Consider the following 2546-nt stretch of genomic DNA (forward strand, 5'->3'; position numbering starts at 1 on the left):
ATTGAGTTTCGATCCCGCACCGTAAGGCGCAGGATGGACGTGTGGTAGCTGGCCACGAGAAAACAAACAGCATCATGACCCCGCCGGGGAAGCGTATCCCGGCAGGGCTACCTTCATGCCGCGCGGAACGTTCCAACCGGCCTTGCCGTGGCCTTCCCCAGGACCCCGGCATGGGGTGCTTCGGAAGGTCCCGACCGGGACATTCCATGGAGGCACCTGCAATGAAACAGGCTTATCAAGCACAGAGCGTCAAGGATGACGCACGCGGGCGCTGGGAGCGGGTCCTGCCCGATCTGGCGCCGGCGTTGAAAGAGGCTGTGGAGCGGCGAGGGAAGCATGTCCCTTGTCCGGTCCATGGTGGTCGGGATGGCTTTCGGGTTTTTCCTGACGTCGATCAAACCGGCGGCGGCGTCTGCAACACCTGCGGCTTTTTTGCCGACGGCTTGTCTTTGCTGATGTGGGTCAACGACTGGGATTTCAGTCGCACGATCCGCGAAGTGGCAGAGCATGTCGGCGGCCAGCCCGTCAGCAGCACCCACAGGCAATGGCCGTTGGTCGCAAGTGGTACGTCCGACGACGCCACCCGCCGCGAACACCTCAATCGCACTTGGCGGGAATCCCTTCCGCTGACAGACCCGCAAGCCGAGCCGGCGCGTCTCTATCTGGCGCGGCGAGGTCTGTCGGCAACGGCACCACAAACCCTGCGTTTTCATCCCGCGCTGGGTTACTACGCCGATCGGTGTCTCGTGGGGCGCCATCCAGCCATCCTCGCCCAAGTCACCGGGCAGGGGGGCGATGCAGTGACTCTCCATCGTAGCTACCTGACGGTCGATGGCCACAAGGCGCCGGTCGACGCGCCCAAGAAGCTGATGTGCCATCCCTCGGCGCGACAGCTGACCGGCGGCGCCATTCGCCTGATCGCCCCCGGGAGTCGCCTGGCGGTGACCGAGGGCATCGAAACCGCGCTTGCCGTCATCGAAGCCACCGGTCTGCCCGCCTGGGCGACCGGAAATGCCCATCTTCTGGAAACCTTTGTTCCTCCTCCAGGAGTGCGCCAGGTCCTGGTCTTCGCCGACAAGGACCGGCCGTCGCGACAGCACCCGTCCGGACACGGACAGGAAGCGGCGAGGGCATTGGTGACTCGGCTCTGGGCCATGGGGATTCAAGCCGGTGCGATTGCGCCAGCGCTTGCGATTCCCGACGGCCAAAAAGGAGTCGATTGGCTCGACGTGTTCAATCTCGCAGGGAAAGCAGGTTTTCCCACGCTCGGCAGCGTCGACAAGGCGCTCACCCGGGCCGCCTGACGAGGAGGTGACCATGTACGGCGTCATCGACTTCAGCCGGATCAACACCCGGCCAGGGGGTTTCGGGCCTTTCGCACCGCCAGCCGGATGGCAGGGCGACTACCGGCAATACCTGCAAACCCGCTTCGATGGGGACATCGGTGTGCGACAACAGATCCTCGTCGTCGGCCGAATCCTCGTTCTCCAACCTGACGGTGCACGCGCCCGGTTTCTCGGCCCGCATGCCGTCGAGGCACGGAAATTTGCCCTTTCCGCAGGCTCATCAATCAGCCGCTGCTAACGCAGCAGACTTTCCCGGCCTTGGCCGGTTTTTCCATCCCACGGGGAGTGTATCGCTCCCCGACGGGGACGGTGCCTTCCCGTTTTTCACTGGAGGCACCATGTACGACAAATTCGCACCCCTTCTCGAACAGGCTCTCACCGAGCCCGGGATCGTCAGTCAGGCTTTCCGCCGGTTTCACCGCTTCAGCGTCGGCAACCAGATTCTGGCGGCCATCCAGCTCCGTCAAAAGTGCCTGCCCCTGTCGCCCATCGCGAGCTTCAGTCGCTGGAAAGCCCTGGGTCGGTCCGTCTGCAAGGGACAGAAAGCACTCTCGCTGTGGATGCCGATCACCGTCAAACGTCGGGACCGGCAGGCGGTTTCTGACGATCCCGGCGATTCCGGCAGCAGCGAAGAGGTATTCACGCGCTTCAAACTCGCGCCGCGCTGGTTCAGCCTGGAGCAGACCGAAGGTGAGGCCTACGCTGAGCCCGTCGAATCGCCCCATTGGGATGCCGAAGCGGCTTTGGCCGCGCTGGACATCACGCAGGAGCACTTCGATTACCTGGACGGCAACGTCGAGGGCTATGCGGTTCAGCGCCGCATCGCGGTCAGTCAGTTGGCCGAGCACCCCCACTCGACGCGTTTTCACGAGATGGCTCACGTCGTTCTCGGGCACACCCTGGAAGGCGACTGCCATGACGCCCCGTCGACGCCAAGAAGTGTTCGCGAAGCCGAGGCCGAAGGCGTGGCCTTTCTCCTGTGTTCGATCCTCGAGTTGCCAGGCCGGGATGAGTCGCGAGGTTATATCCAGTCGTGGCTCAAAAACGGTCAGCTCCCGGAAAGATCGGCACAGCGGATCTTCAGCGCCAGCCAGAAGATTCTCGAAGCCGGCAGACCCGTCAGTCAGCCAACCGTAACGCACTAAGTCGCAATCTTTGAACCCCGCGGGGCGCGCATCGTCCCGCAAGGGGAGGGTGCCG

General features: G+C 63.6%; 3 protein-coding genes. All 3 read left to right on the forward strand.

Going from position 1 to position 2546, the window contains the following annotated elements; all coding sequences use genetic code 11:
- The first annotated feature begins 221 nt into the window (after positions 1 to 221).
- The 3 genes from RUW20_RS05920 (at position 222) to RUW20_RS05930 (ending at position 2491) form a co-directional block, all read left to right on the forward strand.
- Positions 222 to 1304, forward strand: coding sequence for a primase-helicase zinc-binding domain-containing protein (locus tag RUW20_RS05920; protein ID WP_313951277.1), 1083 nt, complete (start codon positions 222 to 224; stop codon positions 1302 to 1304).
- Positions 1305 to 1317: 13 nt separating this feature from the next.
- Positions 1318 to 1584 (forward strand): hypothetical protein, encoded by a 267-nt coding sequence (locus RUW20_RS05925; RefSeq protein ID WP_313951278.1) that lies wholly within the window; start codon positions 1318 to 1320, stop codon positions 1582 to 1584.
- Between the two features lie 100 nt (positions 1585 to 1684).
- Positions 1685 to 2491 (forward strand): DUF1738 domain-containing protein, encoded by an 807-nt coding sequence (locus RUW20_RS05930; protein ID WP_313951279.1) that lies wholly within the window; start codon positions 1685 to 1687, stop codon positions 2489 to 2491.
- Positions 2492 to 2546 lie beyond the last annotated feature (55 nt).

Origin of the sequence: Accumulibacter sp. (genome assembly GCF_032229525.1) — a bacterium.
In the GTDB taxonomy this organism is placed as follows: domain Bacteria; phylum Pseudomonadota; class Gammaproteobacteria; order Burkholderiales; family Rhodocyclaceae; genus Accumulibacter.